1 protein-coding gene is annotated in these 490 nt (G+C 53.9%); it reads right to left on the bottom strand.

Going from position 1 to position 490, the window contains the following annotated elements:
* The coding region (locus VJI94_RS07965; RefSeq protein ID WP_324008958.1) for a hypothetical protein at positions 1-441 on the bottom strand (441 nt) is incomplete at its 3' end.
* Between the last annotated feature and the right edge of the window lie 49 nt (positions 442-490).

The raw sequence follows: 490 nt of genomic DNA, 5'->3' as shown, positions 1-490 counted from the left end.
CTCAGGCTTTGGCAGCTGCTGCAGACGTGCTTGCATATCTTCAAGGTCTGGCAGCCCTCGACGCTCTCTGCGAATCTGCGCCAGAACCTCTGGACGAGGAACGCGCTTATGCCAAAGGCTATCGGGCGCTTGATCTCGTTCGGTGAAGTTCAGGTTCAGCGTTTCTTCCCAGTCGCCACCATCGTCATAGCTAACGCAGGCACCAAGGAAGCTACACATCCGAGAACAATCACGTGTAGGATTCGGGTACAAAGGCAAATCAGGATTGAGCATGTCTTCGAGTTCCAGAAGGATCTTCATGGCCTCTGCGGCGCACATATGCTCATTACGCTCGATGTACGTGCGCTGCACATACCGATCGTTGTCCTGATCTTCCTTGAGCATCAGAGTCGTGAGGTAGCGCCGATTCTCCTCTGCGGCTTTTTCCTGCGCTCCGTACATTCTGACAAGGGCAGCTTCATAGAGAGCCGCAGATGTGTTCTGGTTAGCT

Origin of the sequence: Parvimonas sp. D9, from assembly GCF_035282565.1 — a bacterium.
Lineage (GTDB): Bacteria > Bacillota > Clostridia > Tissierellales > Peptoniphilaceae > Parvimonas > Parvimonas micra.
Note: the sequence above shows the minus strand (reverse complement) of the source record. Positions and strands in the feature narration are given on the sequence as shown.